The organism is Microcoleus sp. CZ3-B2 (genome assembly GCF_036705055.1).
GTDB lineage: Bacteria > Cyanobacteriota > Cyanobacteriia > Cyanobacteriales > Microcoleaceae > Microcoleus.
Genome location: NZ_JAUBTN010000037.1, coordinates 41,187 through 62,838, shown reverse-complemented (window position 1 = coordinate 62,838; position 21,652 = coordinate 41,187). Strand labels below are relative to the sequence as shown.

The 21,652-nt window shown below is 44.0% G+C and carries 15 protein-coding genes, 1 tRNA gene and 1 pseudogene; 1 reads left to right on the top strand and 16 read right to left on the bottom strand.

Annotated features, from left to right (window positions below):
* Positions 1-30: 30 nt before the first annotated feature.
* From gcvH to QUA97_RS17400, 4 genes are all read right to left on the bottom strand, one after another.
* Positions 31-426 carry a glycine cleavage system protein GcvH gene (gene gcvH / locus QUA97_RS17415; protein WP_333195324.1) on the bottom strand — a complete coding sequence of 132 codons (396 nt, stop codon included), beginning with the start codon at positions 424-426 and terminating at the stop codon, positions 31-33.
* A 255-nt stretch (positions 427-681) separates the two neighbouring features.
* Positions 682-1,833 carry a glycine cleavage system aminomethyltransferase GcvT gene (gcvT, locus tag QUA97_RS17410; RefSeq protein ID WP_333115242.1) on the bottom strand — a complete coding sequence of 384 codons (1,152 nt, stop codon included), beginning with the start codon at positions 1,831-1,833 and terminating at the stop codon, positions 682-684.
* A 123-nt stretch (positions 1,834-1,956) separates the two neighbouring features.
* Positions 1,957-2,029: transfer RNA gene (locus tag QUA97_RS17405), tRNA-Ala, on the bottom strand.
* A gap of 148 nt (positions 2,030-2,177) precedes the next feature.
* On the bottom strand, positions 2,178-2,381 hold the full coding sequence (locus QUA97_RS17400; RefSeq protein ID WP_194070547.1) for a hypothetical protein: 204 nt from the start codon (positions 2,379-2,381) through the stop codon (positions 2,178-2,180).
* A gap of 161 nt (positions 2,382-2,542) precedes the next feature.
* Here QUA97_RS17400 and QUA97_RS17395 point away from each other — a divergent pair, with 161 nt between their 5' ends.
* Positions 2,543-2,782 (top strand): hypothetical protein, encoded by a 240-nt coding sequence (locus QUA97_RS17395; RefSeq protein WP_333115240.1) that lies wholly within the window; start codon positions 2,543-2,545, stop codon positions 2,780-2,782.
* A 252-nt stretch (positions 2,783-3,034) separates the two neighbouring features.
* Here the strand turns inward: QUA97_RS17395 and QUA97_RS17390 are convergent.
* The 12 genes and pseudogenes from QUA97_RS17390 to QUA97_RS17335 form a co-directional block, all read right to left on the bottom strand.
* Positions 3,035-3,143 (bottom strand): annotated as a pseudogene (locus QUA97_RS17390) (transposase); the annotation flags it as partial.
* 887 nt (positions 3,144-4,030) lie between these two features.
* Entirely contained in the window at positions 4,031-4,177 is a 147-nt protein-coding gene (locus tag QUA97_RS17385) for a hypothetical protein (RefSeq protein ID WP_194070560.1), read from the bottom strand.
* Between the two features lie 192 nt (positions 4,178-4,369).
* Positions 4,370-4,855 carry a glutathione peroxidase gene (locus QUA97_RS17380; RefSeq protein WP_333195321.1) on the bottom strand — a complete coding sequence of 162 codons (486 nt, stop codon included), beginning with the start codon at positions 4,853-4,855 and terminating at the stop codon, positions 4,370-4,372.
* Between the two features lie 159 nt (positions 4,856-5,014).
* Positions 5,015-5,908 (bottom strand): YsnF/AvaK domain-containing protein, encoded by an 894-nt coding sequence (locus QUA97_RS17375; protein WP_333195319.1) that lies wholly within the window; start codon positions 5,906-5,908, stop codon positions 5,015-5,017.
* Between the two features lie 265 nt (positions 5,909-6,173).
* Positions 6,174-7,022, bottom strand: a complete 849-nt coding sequence (locus QUA97_RS17370; RefSeq protein ID WP_333195317.1) for a DUF2382 domain-containing protein — start codon at positions 7,020-7,022, stop codon at positions 6,174-6,176.
* 334 nt (positions 7,023-7,356) lie between these two features.
* On the bottom strand, positions 7,357-7,872 hold the full coding sequence (locus QUA97_RS17365; RefSeq protein WP_194070553.1) for a DUF1499 domain-containing protein: 516 nt from the start codon (positions 7,870-7,872) through the stop codon (positions 7,357-7,359).
* A gap of 68 nt (positions 7,873-7,940) precedes the next feature.
* Positions 7,941-9,599, bottom strand: coding sequence for an adenylate/guanylate cyclase domain-containing protein (locus tag QUA97_RS17360; protein ID WP_333195315.1), 1,659 nt, complete (start codon positions 9,597-9,599; stop codon positions 7,941-7,943).
* Positions 9,574-12,141 carry a response regulator gene (locus tag QUA97_RS17355; RefSeq protein WP_333195313.1) on the bottom strand — a complete coding sequence of 856 codons (2,568 nt, stop codon included), beginning with the start codon at positions 12,139-12,141 and terminating at the stop codon, positions 9,574-9,576. The genes QUA97_RS17360 and QUA97_RS17355 overlap by 26 nt, the downstream gene beginning before the upstream one ends.
* A complete protein-coding gene (locus QUA97_RS17350) occupies positions 12,138-12,530 on the bottom strand; it encodes a response regulator (RefSeq protein WP_194070556.1) in 393 nt (130 codons plus the stop codon). Before QUA97_RS17350 ends, QUA97_RS17355 begins: the two co-directional genes overlap by 4 nt.
* Positions 12,531-12,744: 214 nt before the next feature.
* Positions 12,745-14,169: a hybrid sensor histidine kinase/response regulator gene (locus QUA97_RS17345; RefSeq protein WP_194070557.1), complete on the bottom strand. Its 1,425-nt coding sequence runs from the start codon at positions 14,167-14,169 to the stop codon at positions 12,745-12,747.
* Between the two features lie 7 nt (positions 14,170-14,176).
* On the bottom strand, positions 14,177-18,121 hold the full coding sequence (locus tag QUA97_RS17340; protein WP_333195311.1) for a PAS domain S-box protein: 3,945 nt from the start codon (positions 18,119-18,121) through the stop codon (positions 14,177-14,179).
* Positions 18,122-18,858: 737 nt separating this feature from the next.
* A complete protein-coding gene (locus tag QUA97_RS17335) occupies positions 18,859-21,624 on the bottom strand; it encodes a family 10 glycosylhydrolase (protein ID WP_333195310.1) in 2,766 nt (921 codons plus the stop codon).
* Positions 21,625-21,652: the final 28 nt, after the last annotated feature.

The window sequence follows — 21,652 nt, the reverse complement described above, 5'->3', positions numbered from 1 at the left end:
CTCCCCTCTCCCCCTCTCCCACTCTCCCCCTCACCCCAATTCCCCTTCCACCATTTTGCGGTACTCTTCGACAGACAAAGCATCACTGGCGTCGCTGAGATTGTCAACGCGCACTTTCAGCAGCCAGCCAGCCCCATAGGGGTCTTCCGCCAAGTTTTCGGGAGACTCTATAATGTCATCGTTGCGTTCTACGACTGTACCCGTAACAGGCGCTTTCAAATCTTCAACTGCTTTCACAGACTCGACTGTACCGAAAGCTTCGCCCTTTTCCAGCCCTGCGCCGACTTCTGGCAAATCTAGAAATACAATATCGCCGAGTTGGTCAACGGCAAAAGCGCTAATCCCGATGGTGGCGATTTCCCCTTCGAGTCGGATGTATTCGTGGGTGTCTAAGTATTTCAGGTCATCAGGGTATGTTTGTGCCATGTCAATTCCTTGCAATCAAAAAGTATCAGTTAAATCTTATTAAATTATGGGCGTTTAATATCTGAAACTCCCACGGTGCGTCAGAGGGCGATTTTCTCAATTTGCAGCAGACTTCTGGCATCCCTTCGCTTTCCTTTGTTAAAAGCATCTGCGTTTATCTGTGTTGCATCTGCCTGACATCTGCGGTTGTCATATAAATCAAATATCTCTGCTATCTTGTCTGGCGCAGATAATTTAAGCTGACGCACTCTACATTTAATTGGGGCGGTTGGGAGAGCGATAAAATGGTTTTTTAACCACCGTCGCGGGATAATTTTTCCCGCGAATCTCGACTTCTAACCGCTGGCCGATTTTCGCTAATTTTACCGGAAGCATCGCGAGGGCGACGGCCCGATTCAAGGTAGGCGACAATGTACCGCTAGTAACTTCTCCTACTGTTTCGCTTTCAAATATTATCGGATAGCCGTGGCGCGCAATGTGTCGCCCTTCCATTTCTAACCCTACCAACCGCTTCGATACTCCATTGGCTTTTTGCTGTTCCAAAACCTCGCGCCCAATAAAATCGCCTTTGCTGTCGAGGTGAACTACCCAACCCAATCCAGCTTCAAAAGGTGTGGTACTGTCGTCGATATCTTGACCGTAAAGTGCCATTCCTGCTTCTAAACGCAAGGTATCTCTGGCCCCCAATCCGCAGGGAACAACGCCAGCATCGAGGAATTTTTGCCAGAGTTTTTTGCCTGTTTCTATATCCACCATGATTTCAAATCCATCTTCGCCGGTGTAACCAGTTCGGGCGATAAAACTCGGCTGTCCTAACAGTTTTGTTTCTAAGTGTCCGAAGGCTTTAATTTGTGCTAGGTTGTCTTCCACAAAAGGCTGGAGATAGTTGACAGCTTCCGGGCCTTGAATTGCAATTAAAACTTGGTCTTTGGAGGTGTCGGTAAAACTAATTTCGCTAGATGCTAAGTGGGCTTCTATCCAGGCTTTGTCTGTGATGCGAGTGGCGGCGTTGACAATGATTGTTGCACGTTCTTCGTTGGTGTTCGCGTCGGGTTCTTGGCAGTAGAAAATAATGTCGTCTATGATGCAGCCTTGGTTATTTAATAAGACTGTATATTGAGCTTGACCTGGTTGCAAGCGACTCAAGTCTGAGGGTACTAAGGGTTGAAATTTTTCCATTAGTTGTTTCCCTTTCAAGCAGAATTTTCCCATGTGGGAAATGTCGAACATTCCAGCTTGTTGGCGTACTGCTTGGTGTTCGCTGCTGATGCCTGCGTACTGCACTGCCATCTCCCACCCGGAAAATGGTACCATCCGACCTTTGAGCTGTAATGATAGGTCGTACAGAGGCGATCGCGCAAGCTGGCTCGGCCTCTCTGGATTGTTGGGTTCAGTTGACTTTGCCACGGGATAATTGCTTTTTTTGCGGGTAGATTGTTTTAATTTTACGGGAAAGTGCGATCGAATTTAAGAAGACGCTGGCACTTTCAACCGCCGTCCGATCTAATTTTGTTGCTCTAATCTTGTTTATGGAGAATAGCGGGCTCGAACCGCTGACCCCTACAATGCCATTGTAGTGCTCTACCAACTGAGCTAATTCCCCTTTCTTTTCGCGCTCTCAATCATGCCTTAATGGAGTAATGTTTGTCAAGCCTTTTTGAAAAAATAGTTTGAAGCCTTGAACTGGCAAGGCTTTGGACTTTTTTTAAAATCTCCTGGCTGCTTTTCAATGAACGAATCCCTAGGATTATTTAATAAGTGTGTTGGGATATTGCGGTTAAATGGCTCAAGCAAGAGCCCATGAGGAAGTAGACGACGATCAGGGCTGCGGCTGAGACCGCGACTAGGATGCCGGCTAGGATTAGTGAAAATTCCCGTTGCGCGATCGCCTCTTGCATTAGGTGCAAGGACCAGGCAACTAGGGCCACGTCAATTATTAAAATAGAAATCAGCATAAGTTACGTTTTGTAACAGCGTACCCATTGTAACAAAACTTTTGACTGCTTGCAGATTAGGTTATACGCATTTAATTATTGGTGTAAAACCACGAGGGAGCAGCAAAAAGGCACTGAGAAAAAAGGATAGCTCTGCCTAATCATTACGATATGCAAAGTAAATGAGAGCTGGCTCAGCTATGGAGGGGCGGCGGGTGCGATCGCTTTTTTTGAGGGTAGGTGCGTTAGGGAAGCGCGCGCCTGCGGGAGGCCGATCGACGAAGAGGATCGCCCGTTTTGAGTGTAGCTGGATGGGAGAATGGCAAAACCTAAGAGTGCGATCGACTTTTTTGGTGATGAATCGATTTATCAAGAATTTGTCAAGAGCGATGGGGTTAAAAGTTGCACTCCAGTTTAACTAAAAAGAGTTACGCACTCCGCCAAAGAAACCGGGTTTTTGACCTAATCTGTCGGTAAGAACCAAAGATTTTTGGAAAAAACCCGGTTTCTGACCATCTGTGAATCAGCCATATTTATGACATACAGCACTTCCGGATATTATGAGGTACAGTAGCAGCAATTAGTAAACCAGTTTTGGAGATGTTTCGGATTAATTAAGTCAATAGCCACAGCAATTATCGTTTCAACCATTTTAGTGCTGGTTGGTGAAAACTGTCGCAATAAAGATTTGAGTTGCGACCACCATAATTCAATTGGATTAAAATCAGGAGAGTATGGAGACAAACACAAGACAGAAGCACCCACCGCTTCAATCATAGGCTTAATTGAATCTACTTTAGGCGCTGGTAAGTTATCCATATAGGCTCGCTTTGCCTCGTTGGAAGCATGAGTTCTGGTTAAACAAGTGTAATACTCCAGTTTCATCTAAAAATACTAGATTTTTTGTGTCGATATGCTTGACTTTCCCCCCTACTCTAACCTTAATTTCATGACTCTTTCAGTGCCGAATTGGCTACTTCTTACTATTTTTTTTGCGATTATAATCCCAACTTTTGTAAGGCGTTACACATGGCTGTTCTACCACCAAATTTCCTGTCTTTTGGGCGAATAACTCACACAATTCTACCAAGGTTGTATCGGGATGTACTGCCACTATTTCTCTCAACTCTTTTGACGCATTATTCAAATGACTGAATCTGGGTTTACCCCTAGGTTTAGGCTGTAAATTCCCTCGATTTTTTGTTTATTTATAAGTTTTTGAACTAAGATGTTACTGCAGGCAAATATTTTTGCTGTTTTTCCGATCGACAGCTTCTGCTGTAGATGGGCTGCTACTATGAAAGGCTCGCAAATCTACTGAGTATGCTTTCATTAGTATATTATTTTTAGTCGATTCTATTGTACCTCACAACATCTGGAAGTGCTGTAGGATAGAAATGACTACAGAAAAAGGAAATATCCGCCCTCAGTCATTAGTTAGTAGTCATTGGTCATTAGTCATTAGGAAGAAGAAATAAACCATCAAATCAAGGCTTTCAGAAATTAAGAACTTCCTAATTTTTTTGGCCGTTGCTATAAAAATGAATGCTTTTAAATTTATTCAAATTTTAATGGTACGGACTTCACTTTTCATAGAAATTGGAGGACTGAAGTCCTCACTACGAACCAATTTGATTGGAGTCGCAGTCAGGATATAATCTCAATTATTATTACTTTTCTTTAGGGAATGATGCCATACCTACAAACAGCATGGCCAGCCCACCTCCCAGAATCGCGAAGGCTAGTAAGCCTACAGCTAAATCTAATCCCGATGTATTTTCCATTAAATTAAACGATTCTCCAATTAAATAATTCAATCATCAGTATTTATTAATTGCTGATTACTTCTCAACAATGGGGAAGAGAAGCAAAAATAAGTCAACTAATCGTAGTATGGTGCGTCTGGGGGAAAATTGTTAGTCTGTATGCAAAACATTCACCCCAGACGCACCATACAATAACTAAACATCCATCTGTTATATCTGTTGAAAAATTCGTTACCGAACTGCTTATTTTGCCAATTCTTTTTCAATGGCGGCGCTCAGTTCGGGGGAATCTGGGCCTACGCTGCTGCGGAATCTGGCAACTACTTCACCTTGTTTGTTAACTAAGAATTTCTCAAAATTCCAGGAAACATCACCCTTGGGGTCGGCTTCACTCGTAAGTTTAGCGTACAGCGGATGCTGCTGACTGCCTTTGGCGCGTACTTTGTCAAACAATTCAAAGCTGACTCCGTATTTGGTAGTACAGAAATTGACTATTTCTGCGTTACTTCCAGGTTCTTGTGCTCCGAAGTCGTTGCAGGGAAATCCTAAAACGCGGAGTCCAGCAGCGCTGTATTTCTGGCTCAATTCTTCGAGTCCTTTGTATTGAGGTGTATAGCCGCATTGAGAAGCTACGTTAACTATCAAGAGTACCTTACCAGCGTACTCTCCTAGCTGCTTGTCTGCGCCTGCGATCGTTTTTACTTTAATGTCGGAGATGGTGCTGGGCATTTTCAAATACTTGTAAATTTGACCACCACGATTTTACCGCAATTTGGTAAGATTTGGTCGGTATGCCGATCGCTCAAAATTTATAGGTGTTGCTAGTAAGGAATGCAAGTCCTCATAAAAATCAGAGGACTTGCATTCCTTGCTACAAACTAATTTTATTTAACTGTCGGAGTGGCTTTCCGTCATCCATTTTTGGTAAGTTTCCTCTAGTTGCGGGTTCTCCAGAACGAGTTCGAGGCGGACTTTTACGCAACCGTGGCGGGGTTGAGAGGCGATCGAATTTAAGATTTTGCTGGCTTTCTGCACCGAGGTAAACTCAGCCTTAACTGTCGGTTCATCGCGATCGTGCTTAATTCCCGCCAAATCTATACCGGTGATGCTTCCCTCGCCCAAATCTATTTCGGCCAACACCTTCGGATCGTCGCCGACTTGTTCGACAATTAGCTTTTCCCACTGGATGGGCACTTGTACCATCCGAGTTTCAATTTCTTTGCGGACAATGACTTCGCCAACTTTACGCTTGCTGCGATTGATCACCAATCGTTCTTCTAGCAGGCGAATTACTTCTCGATCGACAATATCAAAGTCTTCATCCTCTTCACTCGTCTCCAAATTCTCATTTTGGCGATCGGAATCTGTTAGATTTGACATAACTTTTGAGGGTTGGGTTGACTCGCTATTGGTTAATTCATTCAGCGCGTCTGAGGAATTTTCTACAGACTGAGCCTCACTATTTGCCGAAATTCCCGGCAGCAGATCGACTTCATCTGAATTAACACTTACAAACAAAGATTTTTGGTGATAATCTACTTTTTTGAGCAGCTTAATACTCACTAAAAAAATCCGAGCTTTCTCGCTGCCTAGCCCTGCTACCACAAAATTGAGTTGACCGCTTTCATCAAAATATACATCTTTTATTTTACCTACCAAGTGACCTTGATTGTCTTTTACTGTAAAACTTTTTAGCTTAGTTCTGACTTTTTCCGGTACCCGGTTGAGACGAGTAATTGATTTTGCCGCTGCTATTTTTTCGGCTGATGCTTGACCGTTCATTTTTAAATTTTCCTGCTAAAAAGACGGGGCGGTGGAAACCAGGTTTATACTTGTCTTTCACCCGACAGTAGCGGGGTGAAGAACGGGCGGTTAAAATTACGTTATTTTCTTGAGCCCGTTTGGCACGGACGAAAGTTTTTGTAAAGCTGATTTCAACCGCCGTCTGCATCTAGGAATTGCGCGACTATCGCACAATTTCAACCAGCGATGTGACAGAATTATGTGATTAATCCGCAATTCCTATTCAATACCTGCTGCAGTTGGTTTAGATCTTTTTATTATCTACAACCGGAGTGCCATCGGTGTTAATGTCCAATTCTTCACGGCGCAAGGTTTCTTCGCCCTCAACCGTGCTGCGAACAACTTCTTTTCTGATGTTGACTTCTTCGCGCACGTAGGCTTCCTTGTGAATGTCGGCCGTTTCTTCGTAGACTTCCATGCGTGCAACTTCTCCTGATTGGAAGTCAGCTTCACCGACTGAAACTACTCGACCCGCTTCTACGGGCGTTACTCGCTCGATTACGACTCGTTCCTTCTCGATAGGTACTGATGCTCGTGCTGTTTCAGTTTCCACGCGCTTGCCCACTGCTACTTCGCCTGTTTTGGCGCGGGTTTTGTTGGCAATCAAGCGTTCTTCATAAAGCTTGAGATTTTGGTGTTGTTGTTCGTTGGTGTCGTAGAGGGGGCGATCGAGATCGTAGCTGTAGTTACTGCGATCGTAGCTGGCAGGAGTGGCAGTTGCGGCTGTGCCTTGATTGCGGTAAACGCCTCTTACCTGTTCTTCGCGATCGTAATCTAGTGGTTCTAATTCATTGTAAGCAGGCAATCTTTCTGCTTGATCTTTGCTGCGAAGGCCTGTAGCGTAGACGCGACGAGCTCCGTAGTCGAAGCGGGCAGAGCCGATCGGCAGCAATACTTTTTTGCCAAAAATCCAAATCCCGGTATCAATTACCAGATAGCGGAAACGACCCGTTTCATCAACCAAAGCATCATAAACGGTTCCTACTTTTTCATCAGAGTCGCCTGCATAAACATCAAATCCCTTGATGTCGTCTCCAGCAAAAATTTCTTCTTGATAGTTAGGATAAAATTCTTCTAATCTTTGAAGTGTCATGTGTTTTTTCCTCGCTTGTTTAATTAAATTTATAGTAAAAATTAATTGGGTTGACTTACATCTCCCTAAAGTCTGAAGTGTACAATTTAGGGCGTTTAATACTATAGGAATAGTGCCTGGTGCGGGGACGAGCGCACTCAGCTATGCAAAGCCCGATCGACAATACCTAGCGGTTGAAACTGCCGATGGAGGCAAACTCTCACTCCGGGGGATAGGGTTTGACTCGATCGGGCGGTTAAGACTGGGTTATGTTCTTGAGTCCGCTGGAAGGGACATCGTTTGACAACACCAGGTTTCAACCGCTGTCTGAGCTTCGGGATATCTAGAAATTAGCTCACTGTTGATTTAGTTGAGCTCTGAGTGTCTCAATTCGTTTGCGGTTAACTCCTAAATCCGACTCTCCCAGACGCGATGCCGATCGCACGTGAATGACTTTTGCGCCATCATCTACCAAAAATTCCACGTCATCGACAAACCCCATCAAAGCACTGGTGAACTCCGCATAGAGGTAATTATCCGTGGCGGTGATAATTTTAGTCTTTGCTGAGGACTCGATCGCCCCTTTGAGCTTTGCCATTGCTTCTGTAGGCGACGAAGTGTAGGCCAAAGGCTCAATTTGGTGTTCGGCATCTTGACTGAAGCTGCTGACGCAGTTAGGCGAAGCAGGGCACGCTGCGAGTTTTCCTGACACAATACCGATATTGGCCGGTTTTTTTCCAGCAAACATTGTTTTTTCTCCGGGAATTAGGATAAAAATAGCGATCGACAGTACCGCTACCGCTAGCAGTGATATTAAAATAACTAGGACTCTTTTCAATGCTTGAGGCGATTTTGTTTCAACTGTCTGCAAAGGATTATCCCTCCTGAAAGTGTAAATTCATTCTAATTTTAATATTAATTGAAATTGACCTCAAAAAATCAAAAAACTTGACTTTGTTCTTCAATCAACCAATAAGTCCACATTGTTCCTTTACCTTTTACCGAAATCTCACCCCGTTCTTCAAAAACAAACCGAGCTTTCAAACGCTCGTAAGTTGTCGCAGTCACTTGAATTTTACCCGGCAATCCGTTCGACTCCATCCTAGACGCAACATTCACAGTATCCCCCCACAAATCGTAGCTAAATTTGCTAATCCCAATAATTCCAGCCACCACCGAACCGCTGTGAATTCCGATCCGCAATTCAAAACTTTCTCCAACTTTGGTATTAAAACTTCTCAAAGCTGCCTGCATTTCCAAAGCTAAAAGTGCGATCGCCTCAGAGTGATCCTCCCGCACCGTCGGCAAACCCCCAACCACCATATAAGCATCCCCAATCGTCTTAATCTTTTCCAACCCGTGCAACTCAGACAACCTATCGAACTCCGAAAAAATCGCGTTCAAAATTTCTACCAACTGCGTCGGACTTTTGTGAGCAGAAAACTCTGTAAAACCCACCAAATCAGCAAACAATACCGTCACATCATCAAAATGATCCGCTATCAACTTTTGCTCTTTTTGCAAGCGATCGGCAATAGGTTTCGGTAAAATATTCAGCAGCAATTTCTCTGTTTGCTCTTGCTGCAATTTCAGCGCTGCTTCAGCTTGTTTCCGCTGAATCAGCGAACCTAGCTGCATCGCAACCGCACTCACCAATTCCAACAAGCGCGGCTGACATTCCAGATTGTTTTCTTGATAAAAAATCAAAATTGCCAACACTTGATTGTCTGCCAAAATTGGCACACCAAAAGCCGCTTTTAACCCCACATTCATCGCAAATTGCGATTGTAAAAAAACTTGTTCCGGTGCAGTAGAAACATCCTCTATCCATTCAGACTGCTGCGACTGCCAAATCCTCCCTGGGAGTCCCACACCAGCAGCAAAAGTTAACTCCCAATTTGTCTGTCGGAATTGGGCAAAACTCGAATCGCTGACGTACCTACCTGTAGCACATTTTAAAACGCCCTCACTGCAAGGAATCCAAGCTTCGCCCAGATTCCATTCAATAGTTTGGCAAATTAAACCTAAGATCACATCTATAGCCGACTCAAAACTCTCAGATTTACTAATAGCTTGAGTAGCCTTCAGCAGCAACCTCGTTTCCATTTCCACCTGGTGACGTTCGGCGATTTCCTCGTGCAACTGGACATTTTTAGCCGTCAATATTTGATTTTTTTCTTGCAATTGCATTTGCAAGGAACGCACAGTAAGTTGATTGCTAACTCGCGCCAATACTTCTTTCACCTGAAAAGGTTTTGTGATATAATCTGCTCCGCCCACCTCAAAAGCTTGTGCCTTATTTATTCCTTCTTCTAGCGCGCTGAGAAAAATAATCGGAATTTCTTTAAATTCCGGTTGTGATTTCAATTTTTTACAGAGTTCGTAGCCGTCAATATCCGGCATCATAATATCTAGCAAAATTAAATCTGGCACGCTAGATTGAATTGCATCTATAGCAGAAAAACCGTTGGTAACAGGTCGGACTTTATAACCATTTTTTTGCAGAATTCTAATCAACAAACGCAGATTATCTGGCGTATCATCAACTACTAAAATATCTGCTTGATAGTCTTCAGTTTGTTCCGCCTTCATCTGCATTATTTGATTCCTCCGCCTCGGTAATTAAATTAAGAATTTTCTGATAATCAAAATTATCGAGATGACCCTGGAGGATGTCGGAAAATTCACGATGAGCATCCCTTATTTCCTCGATTGTCCTGGAAATTAAGTCAAAATCAGCATTACGGATTACCTGCTTCATCTTCTCTATCCATTCTGCGGGAAGTGCAGGCAAATAAGCAAGCGCAACAATAGAGGGAGAGTTAGATTGATTATCGCCCCTTGACATCAAATAAGTCGAGGGAGAGTAGAGATACTTGACCCCTAAGTGTTGGTTGAGGCTATTAAATATATCATTTTTGCGGAAAGGTTTGCTAATAAAATCGTCACAACCTACCAATAAAGCAAAGGATCGCCTGCCTTCAATTGTACTAGCAGTCAAAGCAATAATCTTCGGAATCGGAGATTCAAACTCAGAAACACTCATTTGAGCGTTGCCTTGCTGCTCTTGCTCTCTCTGCTGTATTCGGGTTCTAATTTCTTTAGTAGCTTCGTAGCCGTCCATCACTGGCATTCGCACATCCATCAAAATTAAATGCGGCTGCCAGTTTTCCCAGATTTCTACTGCTTCGCTGCCGTTGTTGGCTTGTTGCAGCACAAAACCCAAAGGAGAAAGCATTTTGACTAAAAGTTGGCGGTTGTCTTCGCGATCGTCCACAATTAAAATCCGGTAGCAAGGTTGATTTGGTTCCAATCCCGTAACTTCCAGGTTAATTTGTGGTTCGGGAATATCCGCAGCATAAACCGCACCGACTGGAATCTCAAATTTAAAAGTCGTGCCAATTTCCAGTTGACTTTCTACGACGAGCTCTCCTCCCATCAAGCGGACAAATTGACGGCTGATAGTCAATCCTAAACCAGTACCTTTCTGAGCGTTTTGACCGGAAGTCGTCTGCACGAATGCCTGGAAAACATTGCCCACTTCTTCGGGAGAAATACCTACTCCTGTATCTTCTATTTCAAACTGAAGGAAAACCATCGGTTCGGAATTTAAATCTTCAGTACCTTTTGTTAATTCAACTATTGCTAATTCCCTGGAAGTTATGGCGAATTCCCGAATACTTGTTGCGGTATCAAACATAACTGTAGGTCTATCTAATAAATCTACTATTCCAGAATATTTTAACTTTCTAATTCTTAAAACTATTCCGCCTGTCGGTGTGAATTTAACGGCATTGCTGAGGAGATTTATCAGGACTTGCCGCAGTTTAACCTCATCGGTTCGCACGTACTGGGGAACGTCAGCCTCGCGCTCGAAAAGCAATTGCAATTCTTGACTCTGTGCTCGAAATAGAAACATATCTTCCAAGTCATCAAGCAAGCGGTAGAGGTCGAAGTTTTTCGGGACTATCGCCATCCGTCCCGCTTCGATTTTTGACAAGTCTAAGGCTTGATTGATCAGAGTCAGCAAGTGTTCGCCGCTGCGGTGAATAATTCTTAAATTTTCTCGATTTTCAGCAGAAAAATTGGGGCTTGGTTCCATGATTTGTGCAAACCCGAGTATGGAATTGAGAGGGGTTCGCAACTCGTGGCTCATATTAGCAAGAAACGTGCTTTTAGCTTTGTTTGCTGCTTCAGCAGCTAAGGCGGCTTGTTGCAGTTGTTCTGTGCGTTCGTCAATTTGGACTTCTAAGGTGTGCTGGTAGTCTGCTAGTATTTTTTCGGCTTGTTTGCGATCGCTAATATCTTGAAAAACTGCGATCGCATAAGTAATATTTCCGCTAGCGTCAAAAATCGGCGTGGTATTGATCTCGATCGCAATTATTTTGTCATCCTGACGGATTTCTACATCGTCAACCCTGACAAATTCGCCTTTCAGCGCGCGCAAAACTGGCAAATTATCCGGCGGGTAAAGCTCATCAGTATTGGCAACATAAAGTTGATAACTTGCAGCTAATTGTTCCGCTGTGCTTTCCGGGATCGTGTCTGCACCCAACAAATCCCGCGCTGTCTGGTTAAAATAGGCGATCGAGCCGTCTGGATTGTAAACAGATACCCCCACTGGCAAAGCTTCTAAAAATTGATTCAGGCGGCTTTCACTCGCAGACAGCGCCGCATTTACTTGCTTCAACTCCTGATTTACTTCTTGCCGTTTCAGGATTTCATCTGTTAACTTTTGGTCTTGCAAATAACTGTGAACAGCTTCTACTACCGTTAATTTCAAATCTTCATTTTGCCAAGGTTTAGGGATATAACGGTACAACTTAGCATACTTGATAGCATTGCTCAAAGCTTCCAGATCTGCTTGGCCCGTTAGCATAATCGTCAGCGTATCCGGTGAGCGTTCGTGAATTTGCTTGAGCAATTCGTCCCCTTTAATATCCGGCATAATATAATCCGAAAGCACCAAAGCAATCTCGTATTCATCTGCCTGCAAATCTGCCAGCAACTCTAAAGCATCTTCCCCCCCTTCCGCCGTTTCAATAATACAACTATCCCCGATCGCCTTTTTCAGCTCAATCTTTAAACTCTTCAAAACATCAGGTTCGTCGTCAATACAAACAATTACAGGTTTTTTCATAACTTAGCCAGCCCAGATTTTATTGTTTCTATTAACTCTTTGCTACTCCAAGGTTTGTACAAACAGCAGTATAAATCGGCTTCTTTGACTGCCCGCTCAACTGCCGCTGCATCCGCTTGTCCCGTCAACATCACCGTAATAATTTTAGGATATTTTCGGTGAATTTTAATTAAAAGTTCGTCACCTTTAATTCCCGGCATCAGCCAATCAGAAACAACCACAATCACCTGAAATTCTTCTTGAAAATCCTCAAGTAAATCTAAAGCTTCATCACCACTTTCAGCCAATTCGTAAAAGTAATCATCTTTAAATTCATTCTTGAGCTGCATCTTGAGAGTATTCAAGATATCTGGTTCGTCGTCAACGCAAAGGATTACAGGCTTACTCATTTGTTTAATCGCTGTTGGGATTTTAGCCGGCTTGCTGCGAAAATGACTTGCTGCTAGGTGATTAATTTCAGGCGAGCAGACAAGGTATCTATCCCCCATCTTATACCATTTTCCATTGGAGAATAGAGATTGTCAATTTGGAATCATTCATGACATAATAGTGGGGGGCGCGGGTTTAAATTTGCATTCTTTTTTAAACAAAAGTAAGTTTTATTTAATAGATTGGCAGCGATACTGTAAAGGTTGTCTGCCCCGGTACAGATTCTACATCAATTGTGCCTTCGTGTTTCTTGACAATTTTTCTCACAATATCCAATCCTAAACCGCTACCTTCCCCCGCAGATTTAGTCGTAAAAAATGGCTGAAAAATTTTGGGAATAACTTCTGGGGGAATACCTTTGCCATTATCAGTAAACTTGAGAATAATATTTGCCTCTTGCTGCTGAGTCTCTAGAGTCAAAATACCTTTATAATCCATTGCTTGCAGGGCATTGTGAATCAGATTCGTCCAAACTTGATTTAAGTCATCGGGATAGCAAATTATTTCGGGTAGATTTCCATAATCTTTAACTACTTCTATACCGTGTTTCAGTTGATTTTGATAAAGAGTTAACACCGTGTCAATACCGTCGTGCAAGTTCGCATGAACTTTTTCTTGCTTGCTATCGAAATGAGCGTAACTTTTCAAGGCAAATACTACTTTTCCCGACTTAGCTGTCGCTCTTTGGATCAGGCTAATACTTTTTTTAAAGCTCGCAAATTGATAAGCAGTATTGAAAACTACTTCCCAATCAGGCAATTTGAAAAATGGCAACAACTGTTCTATGTTGTCGTAAATTTCCATGTCAACTAAAGTGTCAGCAATTTCATCAGGAATCTGAACCGATTCTGCAGTCAAATCTCTAATCAACTGCTGCTTGAATTTGCGTTTCTCTCTACTGGTGAATAAATTCGTTTGATTGGTAGATCGGTAAAGTAAACTTAAGAAGTAACCTTTGCTTTCTTCAGAAATCTCTTGAAAAAATTGAGGCATTTTGGGTAGATTATCGTCCCAAAAATTAGCTATGTTATCAATAGAGGAACCTATAATGCCCAGGGGCGTATTGATTTCGTGGGCAATACCGGCAATCAGTTGTCCTAGTGCAGCCATTTTTTCCGATTGAATCAAATGCTCTTGGGTGGCTTGCAGTTCGTGGATCGCAGTTGCTAAATCTTGATTTTTTTCTTGCAAAATTTGTTGTAGCGAACAAATTTTTAAATGAGTTTCGATCCGGGCTAAAACTTCTTCAACTTGAAACGGTTTGGTAATAAAGTCCACTCCCCCAACTTCAAAAGCTTTGACTTTATCCATCACGTCATTAATCGCACTGATAAAAATCACCGGAATATCTTTTGTGATTTCAGAATCTTTGAGCTGCTGACAAACTTCATAACCGTCCATTTCTGGCATCATCACATCGAGCAACACTAGATCGGGGGGCATTTTTTGAGCTGCCGAAAGTGCTAGTTTACCGTTGGGAGCCGGGCGAACCTTATAGCCTTTTTCACTCAATATTCCTGCCAGCAATCGCAGGTTTTCTGGCGTGTCGTCTACTACTAAAATATTAGCTCGATTAATGTTAGGCAAAGTTGAATCCATTGGGTATTTACTGTTTTTGGCTGCGAGAAATTGTGTTTAAAATTTTGTCGTATTCAAAATTATTAATGCAGTATTGAAGCGCGTCCGCAAGAGAGGGGTTGACAGTGCGAATTTGTGCGATCGAACTGGCGATCGCCTCCATGTCCACACTCAAAATATTTTGCTTGAATTGAGCCATCCAATCGGCGGAAAGAGAGGCGATCGCCTCCGGTGTCAGTATATCTTGACTTGAGTCCCCTAAACCTGTCGCGCTGACGGCAGTTGAATCTTCATAAATATAGCGTACTCCTAAATGTTTGCCCATTGCCACAAAGATATCTTCTTCTCGGAAGGGTTTACGCATAAAATCATCGCAACCAGCCGAAAGAATCACCGCCCGTTCTTCCTCCAAAACACTAGCAGTCAAAGCCACAATCGCCGTTGCTTGGCCGCTAGTTGTAGTTTTAATCTGTTTCGTTGCCTCGTACCCGTCCATCACAGGCATTCTCATGTCCATCCAAATCAGATGCGGTTCCCACTCCATAAAAATATCCACCGCTTCTTTACCATTACTTGCTTCTCTCAACTCAAATCCGAGCGGACTCAGAAGTTTTACCAAAAGTTGACGATTCAGGGGTTTGTCGTCCACAATTAGCAAGCGGTAACGCGGCTGATCGGCTGCCAGAGCAACAACTCGAACTTGAGTTTTTTTGCTTTCAATATCGGCAGTTTCCACCAGATGAACTTGGATGTCAAACTGAAATATTGTGCCCTTTTCTAGTTCACTGCTAACAGTAATTTCACCTCCCATTAATTGTACAAACTGTCGGCTGATCGCTAAACCTAAACCAGTTCCTTCCTGAGAATCTTTACCTGTTTGTGTCTGTACGAACGCTTCAAACAAATGAGGGATTTCCTCAGCAGCAATACCTGCACCAGTATCTCTAACTTCAAAATGCAGCCAGTAGCGACCGGGCAATTGGTTAGGGCTGTTTTTGTGTAGCTTTCCTCTTCCTGCTTTGACTTGCACCGACACTCCCCCTTTGGAAGTAAATTTAATTGCATTATTGAGCAAATTAATTAAAACTTGGCGCAATTTGACTTCATCGGTGGAAATATAATGGGGAACTTCCGCCTCTCGATCGAAGATTAAATGCAAGCTTTTTTCCTCAGCTTTGAGCGCAAACATATCTTCTAAATCGTCTATCAATCGGTATAAATCGAAGTTTCTTTCATAAATAGTAGTACGTCCTGCTTCGATTTTTGACAAGTCTAAAACTTGGTTAATTAAAGATAGTAAATGTTCGCCGCTCCGCAGGATAATTCCAACATTTTCTTGGTTTTCTTGAGACATAGTTTTACTGCGGAGCATGACTTGAGCAAAGCCGATGATTGCGTTTAGGGGCGATCGCAATTCGTGACTCATATTGGCGAGAAATGTGCTCTTAGCTTTGTTTGCTGCTTCAGCCGCTTCTTTCGCCTGCTGCATTTTGATTTCCGCTTGTTTGCTATCAGTAATATCCTTAATAAAACCTTCGTAGTAAAGTAGACTTCCGGCGGCATCGCAGACAGCGCGAGAATTTTCAGAAATCCAGATAATGCTGCCATCTTTGCGGTAAATTTCCGATTCAAAGTTTGACAGTATTCCATACTCGTTCATCAGCGTAATAAATTCGTCGTGGCGATTGGGATTTACATAAAGCTGGTTATTGAAATTCGGCTGGGATGCGATTAATTCTTGCGACGATTCGTAACCGTAGAGGTTAGCTAAAGCGGGGTTAGCGCTGATGTATTTTCCGTCAGCAGCAGTCTGAAAAATGCCGTTTAAAGCGTTTTCATAAATATTGCGGTACTTTTCTTCGGCTTCCCGGAGAGCGTTTTCTGCTTTTTGGCGATCGGTAATATCGCTCGAAATCGACAGAAAACAAGGTTCTCCGTCAATTTCGATGGTTTCAATAGACAGCAGCGCCGTTCTTTCTGTACCGCTTTTATTGCGAAACCTGAGTTCGTAATTATGAATAGCCGTTTTATTCTTTAACATTTGAATCATCCGATCGCGCTCTGCTAAAGTCGCCCAAAAATTCAGTTCAACCGCTGTTTTTCCAATAATTTGATCGTGACTGTAGCCCATCATCCGGCAAAAGCTGTCATTAACTTCAAGGTGACTACCATCACTAATTCTCGTGATCGTAATCGCATTGGGACTGGAACGAAAAGCTTTAGAAAACTTTTCTTTTGCTTTCGCAAAATCGGCGGTACGTTCTGCAACTTGTACTGCTAAATTTTGGTTGTATTCGGTTAACAGTTTGTCCGCCTGTTTGCGTTCAGTAATATCTTGAAAAGCGCACATTCCGTAGATAATGTTGCCTCGATCGTCGTAAATAGGAGTGCCCCAAACTTGCAGGGGAACAATTTTGTCAGTCAAGGAGATTTCAATGTCATCAACAGTTACAATTTTGCCCTGCAAAGCGTTTAAAACTGGGTCGCGCTCCGCTGGGTAAATTTCCTGAGTGCCAGCTAAATGAACTCGGTAGGATTGTCGCAAATTTTCAGAGTTTGCTGCTATAATTCCTTGACCTAAAAGTTGCTCCCCTGTAGGATTAATATAGTGAGGTTGACCGTTGGGCTCGACAATAAAAATGCCTAGCGGTACTGCATTGAGAAATTGTTTGACTCGGTTTTCATTTTCCGAAATCGAAGTAAATGAATGCTGTAATTGCTCTGCCATGCTGTTAAAAGCAGCCGCAAGTTCTCCGACTTCATCTTCGCGATTCAGAGCGAGCTTTGTATCCCATTCATTCTTTGCCAAAGCTTTCGCCGCTGCATTCAATTTTAAAATCGGCTGCACCACCCATTTAGCAGTAAAAATTCCCAGAATTGTCGCTACGATCAAAGCTGCAACCGACAGCACAACAGTCGTGCGGGTATTGGCGTTAATTTGCTCCATAAAGTCGGACTCTGGTACAACTACGACAATCAGCCAATCCAACCCCCGATCGTCTTTAAAAGGAGTTACCTCCATAAAATTGCGCTTCCCGTCAATATCAAAAGTAAGCTGTTGAGAATTTTTGATTTGAGCTAAGCTTTGGTAGGTTTTTTCTAAATGCTGTGCGGTTAGGCGAATTACGGGATTGTTGCTTGCTGAAGCTTGGACGCGCTTTGCTTCTTTACCTTGCACTGCGAATTCTTCGCCCGCCGTTGAAGAGGCAATTAACATTCCCGATCTTTCCATCACAAAAGTTTGCCCAGATTTACCAATTTTGAGGCTGACGAGAAATTCTTTAATTTTGGAAAACAGCAAATCGCTGCCAGCTATTCCTAACAGCTTCCCCGCAGCGTCGTAGATAGGCATAGCAGCAGTAATGGCTAGCTCTCTTGTCAAAAAATCTGTATAAATTGGACTCCAGATAGGTTTTTTTGCGAGCGCCGCTGCTACGTACCAAGGACGAATTCGCGGGTCGTAAATATTATTGGAGATTTCTACTAATTTAACGCGGTTTCCTTGAGAATCACCAGTATATCGAGCTAATTTATTGCCAGTAGATTTGTCAGCAGCAGAGATGAGAATCCGATCTTTAGTGCGAATTGCTCCAGAGTGTTCTCCATTTTCTGTGGCTACGTAAATGATGCTGATTGTATCAAAATATTGAATTTGTTCGAGGAAATGAAGTTCTAATTTTTGTTTGTCTTCGAGGTTCAACTGCCCCAATTTTATGCCTTGAACGTTGAGGTGATTGACAATGTGGGGAATTGACATATAGTTTTCCATGCGGTCTTTGATGCGATCGCTAATTTCTCCCCGCAACTGAGCTGCTACATCGTTAACCGCCCGCTGACCGTTTTGGAATGATAGCCAACCGACAACTCCTACGGTGCCGACAATTTGCACTAAAAAAGGCACTACGAGCACTGTTTGTAATGGAACTTTACCTAAGATTTTGGTGGCAAAGCGATTCAGCGGTTTAGGAAACATATTCATCCTCAGAGTCAGTAGTCAGTAGTCAGTAGTCATTAGTCATTAGTCAGTGGTTATTAGTTGTTAGTTATTGGTTATTGGTTATTAGTTATTGGTTATTGGTTATTGGTTATTGGTTATTGGTTATTGGTTATTGGTTATTGGTTATTGGTTATTAGTCAGTGGTAGGGGCGGTGGATGGTGCGTGCGGGTTCTCTTAGTAGTCAGTAGTCATTGGGAAGAGTTTCGATTGCGATTTTTGTTTTATTTTTCCTTTTTTAGGCTGCAGTCTATTGAAAATAGTAGAGTCGATATATTTAAACTAATATAGCGTATTTGTGCTGATTGTTTGGGCAACTACTTATACCGATAATTTTGTGCGATCGACCTAAATCGAGATCATCTTATCGGAAGAGTAATATGGTTGATTTAGTGCTTTCAATCGGTTTCAGCAATGTATAGCGGTTCTCAAGCGTGGTGAGGTATGCCCTCTGCCCTCTGCCCACGGAGCCCTAGGCGCACTCCTAGCACCTCATATGAGAGTTCGAAATGCTATATCAATGTCCTAACTACCGAGAATGTTGCTAGATATTGCACAATTGTCAATAAGGCTTTGATGGGCGAGATATCGGGCCTACCCCACAAGAAAATTTACTCTTTGTGGAATAGGCATCCTGCCTGTTTTTGAGAATGGTTTCGGATGTGAGTTTGAACAAACAGTAGCTAACGAGTACGCGCACCCTAAACACCTGTATTTACCGGCGATTCAACTCCGTTCTTTCGCCGTAACGCAACAGCATATCCAAACTCTCCAAACGATTTTGCCAAGTTTGTACCTGATAGCTATTGTCCCGAGAATGCAGGCGCATCAAAGATGGAAACTGAGATTGAAAATTTGCCAACAATCTTTTAGCCGTCGCTAAACTTTCACTAGAAGGATTGGCCGCCAATTTGCTAAAAGCTTGCGCCAATTCATCCGATCGACTTTGGAGAACTTTCAGTTCAGATTCCGACACCTGCAACTGATTGTTAGCCAACAAAAAACTCCATTCCTGCTTGAGAGCAGTATAGCGCGAAGCCGCGGCTGCAAACGGCTGCCGGTAAGGAATCGGTTCTGCAGCATTCGTAGAACGCACCCCTCGCCCTTGAGTGCGGTTAAAAAAGCCCTGCATGGCGCTGCTGATACTTTCCACCGCAAAAATAGCATAGCCCCCTGTCGGCAAATCGCGCAAAGCTTGAATTTGGTCGATCGCCACAACTTGCGGGAGAGTCAACAACTTAACCGACGGAGAAATCAAAGCCGAACCGAGCATTTGTTCCTTCGCCAACGGTTCCGTAACGCGCTGAAGTCGGTTAGTATCCAAAGCATAAGTCATCGGCACAATCAAATCTACAATACCCTGACGGGCCCAAACTTCCCAATTTTGCTGAATTTTGTAAATCCGCTGACTTTCTGGGTGAGGAAACACCGCCACCGACAGAATTGTGCGGGGAGAATTCGACCCCAAAAGCCGATAAACTTCAGCGACAAAACTATTAATTTGATTGGTTTTAAATTCAACCCACTGCCGCCACAAACTGCCGTCCTTGGGGGAAATATTCACCGGATCTGTACCAGTTAACTGCTTGAATTGCTGCCTCGCGGCAGCACCGTAGCCGTAGGTAAAACCCGCGTTATCATTTTGAAAAGGATAGCGAATGTAGTCTAACTGCACTCCATCTACTTTGTAGCGGGTGGCAATTTCGTTGATAATTTGGAGTAGATAACTGCGTGCTTCCGGGTTTGCTGGATCGATATAAAATTTACCGTCATTAGGATTTTGGATGCGTCCTTTATTGTCAATATTTGCCCAACTTGGATGAGCGGAAAGCACTGGCCCTGGATAAGAATCAGGTTGACCAATTAAAGCATTGTGGCGTTTATTTCCGGTGGCAAAAATCCAAACCCAAGCGTGCAGTTCCAGACCTCGCTCGTGGGCTAATTTAACAGCAGATTCCAGCGGGTCCCAGCCAACTGTAAGGGGGTTTTGTTGGGGTGCAACTTGACTCGGATAAATTGGATATCCGGCATTCACAGTTTCAAAGAAAACGGTATTGATACCGGCGGCGGCGAGCCGATCGAACACTGCAGCCAAACCTTGTTCAGATCTAGTGGCCACGATCGTACCGCGATCGAGCCAAACCGCCCGAATTTCCGCCCCGACGCGCGGCCCTTCCTGCGGGTAATTTTGCCAGAGTAACTGGCGCGCTTGCACCCACTGCTGTCTGGCCTCGGCGTATTTTTGTTGTTGCAGGAGTTGGTCAAAATTTTGCAAAACCTCCCGCGCGTTGGCGATCGCCCGCATCATAGTCCCTGGCATCACAGACGGACGAAGGGCGGCCGGGCCGCCGGCACTGTTGCTTCCAGCCACCAGTTGAGGGGGGGTAGGAGCACTGAGATTGACGGCGGTATTCCCGGAATTAGATGCTGTCAGGGCGCTTTCAAACCTACCGAGGAGGTTGGTGAGTTCTTGGCGCATCAAGTAGGCTTCAATGCTGACGATCGGCTGATTGGAATTTGCCTGCACGTCCAAACCCGCCGGCGCTGACTGATCTGAAGGGTCTGTAAAATTTGCGGGGACTGGTTCGGGAAGCGAGGGAGCAGGAGAAAGTGTGCTCAGCGGGGTACTGCGCGGCGCAGGGGCGGTGTTTCTAGAGACTCTGGAGGGGGGAGAAGGAAGTGGGAGGGCAGCGGCTGTTGGCGCTGTTGGGGCGGAACTGGTTGTGCCTCCCCAGCGGGCGATCGAGGCCTGCAGCCAAGCTTTGTCTAAATTTGACGAACCGTCGGTACCCCAGCGCCAACCGAGATAGGTAGCGCGATCGGTGGCGATCGCCGCCGAGGAACCGGAACTATTTTTCCAAGTCGCGACTGTTTGACTGTTGGCGTCGGCGGGAATCAGGACACCGCCTAGAACTGAGGCGTTTTGTTGTTGGGCCGGCATCCAATTGCTAGAAGTATTGCAGGCGATATCCCGACAGCGCGCGCGCGGTTCTGGTACCGCCCGCTGGGTTAACGGAAAAGCCCAATAGGCCCCAAGGAGCGATCGTAAAGATTGGCGCACCAAAGCCGGGGAACTGCGCCCTACAGGGCCAGAAGCAATCAAACGGCCTCCCTGGGATGCCCAAGCTTCTAAAACTTTAATTTGCGCCGGGGTCAAAGTTTCTATGTTGGGCAAAAACAGGACGTTAACGCCTGCTAAATCCGCCGTACTTTTGATTTCTTCGAGATTAATTGGTTTGTAAGCAATGCCGCTTTCCCAGAGGCGCGTGGTAATTTTCACCCAGTCAGGAGAATTTTCGGAACTGCGAACAACGCCCAGAACTACTTCGGCGAAACTGGGTGAGGGAAATAGAATGAATGTATTTAGTAATGTACTCGCTAGGGTTCCAATCAAGACTCTTTGCAAGAAGGTGAAAAGGCGATTCTTTTGAGCCTGAGAGCTATTTTCAGGCGTTTGATCGGTTTTTTTGAGCTGTTGCATTGACACGAGAATTACCCACCACACCGCT